The following is a 3,516-nucleotide window of genomic DNA, read 5'->3' on the forward strand; positions in this document are numbered from 1 at the left end:
TAAGTACAAAGTCAAAAATAAATTATAGTTAATTCTAATTTATTTTTTGTGAGTACAACGCTAAAAAACGTATTAATAGTGGTTCTATTGAAAGTTTTTTGAAGGAAGTAATCGCAAAATAATAAATAGAATTAGTATCAGATAATTTTGAATTTGTACCTACGATTAATAGTTTACTTTCACATAGTGTTATTGCTTGTAAAAATAAGAAATTAAACGAATAATACGCTTCATGTGAAATATTTAGAAGTATAAAAAGTGTACTTTATTTATTTTTATTGAATTAAAGAAGGAATAACCTTAATGTACCTTAATTATGGTGATGTAGTGTAAGTACAGATGTTTTATTTTCATTATCTTTCAGTATCAAAGAAGAAGTATTCTATGAACTATTCCTTTATGTTATAAATTTGATTGTTATTACCAGGACTACCACAAAATAAAGTGATAGAGAGTACTTAGAGTGTTTAATATGTACCATAGATATGAAAAATAAAGAACATTTGGCTAAAAAGTTATTGAAATGGAATCAAAGACATTTACTTTCATCCACTCATATTACTAAGTCAGATATTGCACAGTGTTTTGCTCCAAATTTTGTATTGAGAGTGAACGGCCGTGAATACCACGTAGACTATCAGAGCTATCTTGAATTTTTAACTCACTTTAAATCAAATATTGAATCAATCAATTACGATGTGCAGGAGTACATTTGTGATACTGATAAAGTAGTGGGTGTAATGGATGCAACAATTGTCAGAAATGATCATTCAATTGATAAAATAGAAGCGATGTTGTTGCTGAAATTTGATGAAAATGACTTGATTACATTATGGCAGGAAGTCTATACTAAGAAAAACTAATTTCACCCTTTTAATATGGCGTCAAAAACATCAGATCAAAGAATAGCCGAAATGACTTTTGCTTCGGTTTACCCTCACTATGTTACTAAAGTAGAAAAGAAAGGCAGAACCATTGATGAACTGCATCAAGTACTTGAATGGCTGACAGGGTATGATGTGGATGCATTGCAAAAGCATCTTGATGAAGAATCAACATTTGAAGTTTTTTTTCAAAATGCTCAGATTCATCCTAATGCTAGCTTGATTAAAGGTGTGATTTGCGGACACAGAGTAGAAGACATTGAAGTGCCTCTTACAAGGCAGGTGCGCTACTTGGATAAGTTGGTGGATGAATTGGCGAAGGGAAAGAAAATGGAGAAAATATTAAGAAGTTAAGCTTTAGAAATGTCTGAAATTCTTAAAAATTTTATCTTATCAACGACTACCTTTTCTGAGCAGGAAGTAGAAGAATTCACTGAGAAGTTACAACCCGCTGTTCTTAAAAAGAACGAATATTTTATCAATGAAGGTGAAGTTTGTAACAAAGTGGGCTTTGTAACGAAAGGTATAATCAGGAACTACTATTTGTCTAGCAAGGGAGAAGAAGTGACTTATTGTCTGACTTTTCCAAATAACTTTATCAATGCTTTCTCAAGTTATGTATCAGGGCTTCCAACAAGGGAAAGCATTCATGCTATTACCGATGTGGAGTTATTTATTTTCAATAAAAGTGATTTTGATGCACTCATTGAGAAAGATATAAGGTGGAGAACCTTTTATACTCATCTGACCGAAAAAGCTTATATCAAACTAGAGCGTTACATCTTTATGCTGAATATGGAATCTGCTGAAAAAAGATATGAAGATCTGGTGAATAACTATCCTGATTTCATCAAACATATTCCATTGAAATACCTTTCCTCTTACCTTGGTATTACACAAAGGCACCTCAGCAGAATCAGGAAAAATATTTTTTAGACAAATGTCCTATAAAACAATTGTTGGGTGAAATACTTTTGTATTGTAACAAAAATACAGATTATGAAAACAACATTTGTTTTTGCCCACCCGTGGCATGGAAGTTTTAATAAGGCAATTTTAGATACAGCCGTTAAGAAATTAGAAGAGCAAGGAAAGGAATATCACATTATCGATCTGCATAAAGAAAATTTCGATCCTGTATTAAGAGAGGAGGATTTAGCTTTGTATTCAAAAGGGGACACAACAGACCCTCAGGTAAAAGAATATCAGGAAATCTTAAAAGATACCGAAGAGCTGATTTTTATCTTTCCAATATGGTGGTATGATTTACCCGCAATGCTTAAGGGTTTTATTGATAAAGTAATGCTGAAAGACTTTTCTTATATAGAAACCAAAACGGGTTTGCAAGGCCTGTTGACTCATATCAAAAAAGCGAAAGTTATCACCACTTCAGAATCCCCTTCATGGTATTTAGTTCTCTTTGGAGGAAATGTAATCAAAAAAGCATTTATTAAAGCGACACTTAAAGGTGTTGGGGTCAAAGATGTACAATGGATCAATTCTTCCTATACCACTTCTGGAAGTAATGAAAAAAGAAATAGCTTTTTAAAGAAAATAGATAGGATTTTTTCTTAGTTAATCTCATGAAAAATAAGTCATTAGTATATTTTGTTTTAATGTGGCCAAAGTTATACTAATGACTTCTCTTTATTAAATTTATCAGAGAATTTTATACGTTAAACATAAATTTCTCCTTTTAAATAGGTTACAGCTTTACCTGAAATCAGAACTCTGTCATTCTCCAAAACACAATGTAAAACGCCTCCTCTTTTAGAAATCTGATGTGCAATCATTTCGTTTTTACCTAACTTTTCAGCCCAATAAGGAATTAATACAGTATGTGCAGAACCCGTAACAGGGTCTTCATTGATACCAATTCCTGGATGGAAGAAACGAGAAACGAAATCTACATTTTCTCCTTTTGCTGTCGCAATAATTCCTAGTTCAGGACTTTCTTTATTGATCAAATTGAAATCAGGAGTAAGTGAATTCAATACTTTTTCGGATTCAACTTCAGCAACCAAAAACATACCGTTGATACTGCACGAATGCACTTCAGCGCCCAACGCTTTTTCTAGAAACTTAGGTTTGTTACTTAGTTCAGGTTTTTGTGATGGAAAATTTAACTGGAGTCCTTTTTCATTTTTAGAAACAGAAAGAGGGCCACTTAAATGAGAATGAAAATGTATCACCTCGCCACTGTAATTTTCATGTTCAAAAAGATAATGTGCCGAGGCAAGAGTAGCATGACCGCATAATCTTATTTCCGTTTCAGGAGTAAACCATCTGATAGCATAATGATCCTTTTCCTTTACAAAAAAGACAGTTTCTGCAAGATTATTTTCCATAGCGATGTTTTGCATCAGTGTATCATCAATCCATTTTTCTAATGGAACGACCGCGGCAGGGTTGCCTTTGAAAATTTTTTCACAAAAAGCATCAATTTGATAGATTGTTAGTGTCATGTTTTAGGATCGGTTACGACTAATGAAAAATTATATGTCAATGTGAAAACAAATTAAAGGTTTTCATATTTATTATTTAAGTACTAGGACATAAGAAAAGGGATAATTTTAGCTTGTTATTTTTTATTCTAATCAAGGCAGATTTGCAGAGCATAGCCTTAGTTACG

5 protein-coding genes are annotated in these 3,516 nt (G+C 32.4%); 4 read left to right on the plus strand and 1 reads right to left on the minus strand.

Annotation, left to right across the window (positions count from 1 at the left end):
- The first annotated feature begins 485 nt into the window (after window positions 1–485).
- From HHU12_RS33305 to HHU12_RS33320, 4 genes are all read left to right on the plus strand, one after another.
- Window positions 486–863 (plus strand): nuclear transport factor 2 family protein, encoded by a 378-nt coding sequence (locus HHU12_RS33305; RefSeq protein ID WP_169661042.1) that lies wholly within the window; start codon window positions 486–488, stop codon window positions 861–863.
- Window positions 864–878: 15 nt separating this feature from the next.
- Window positions 879–1,238 carry a DUF2200 domain-containing protein gene (locus HHU12_RS33310; protein ID WP_169661043.1) on the plus strand — a complete coding sequence of 120 codons (360 nt, stop codon included), beginning with the start codon at window positions 879–881 and terminating at the stop codon, window positions 1,236–1,238.
- A gap of 9 nt (window positions 1,239–1,247) precedes the next feature.
- Window positions 1,248–1,820: a Crp/Fnr family transcriptional regulator gene (locus HHU12_RS33315; protein WP_205960067.1), complete on the plus strand. Its 573-nt coding sequence runs from the start codon at window positions 1,248–1,250 to the stop codon at window positions 1,818–1,820.
- Between the two features lie 63 nt (window positions 1,821–1,883).
- Window positions 1,884–2,459 carry an NAD(P)H-dependent oxidoreductase gene (locus HHU12_RS33320; RefSeq protein ID WP_169661044.1) on the plus strand — a complete coding sequence of 192 codons (576 nt, stop codon included), beginning with the start codon at window positions 1,884–1,886 and terminating at the stop codon, window positions 2,457–2,459.
- Window positions 2,460–2,560: 101 nt separating this feature from the next.
- Here HHU12_RS33320 and HHU12_RS33325 read toward each other — a convergent pair whose 3' ends face one another.
- Window positions 2,561–3,349 (minus strand): PhzF family phenazine biosynthesis protein, encoded by a 789-nt coding sequence (locus tag HHU12_RS33325; RefSeq protein ID WP_169661045.1) that lies wholly within the window; start codon window positions 3,347–3,349, stop codon window positions 2,561–2,563.
- Window positions 3,350–3,516: the final 167 nt, after the last annotated feature.

It is taken from the genome of Flammeovirga aprica JL-4, from assembly GCF_012844305.1.
In the GTDB taxonomy this organism is placed as follows: Bacteria; Bacteroidota; Bacteroidia; order Cytophagales; family Flammeovirgaceae; genus Flammeovirga; species Flammeovirga aprica.

Coding starts and splice junctions, on each gene's coding strand:
- HHU12_RS33305 (WP_169661042.1), top strand. CDS start 486: ATGAAAAATAAAGAACATTTGGCTAAAAAGTTATTGAAATGGAATCAA.
- HHU12_RS33310 (WP_169661043.1), top strand. CDS start 879: ATGGCGTCAAAAACATCAGATCAAAGAATAGCCGAAATGACTTTTGCT.
- HHU12_RS33315 (WP_205960067.1), top strand. CDS start 1,248: ATGTCTGAAATTCTTAAAAATTTTATCTTATCAACGACTACCTTTTCT.
- HHU12_RS33320 (WP_169661044.1), top strand. CDS start 1,884: ATGAAAACAACATTTGTTTTTGCCCACCCGTGGCATGGAAGTTTTAAT.
- HHU12_RS33325 (WP_169661045.1), bottom strand. CDS start 3,349: ATGACACTAACAATCTATCAAATTGATGCTTTTTGTGAAAAAATTTTC.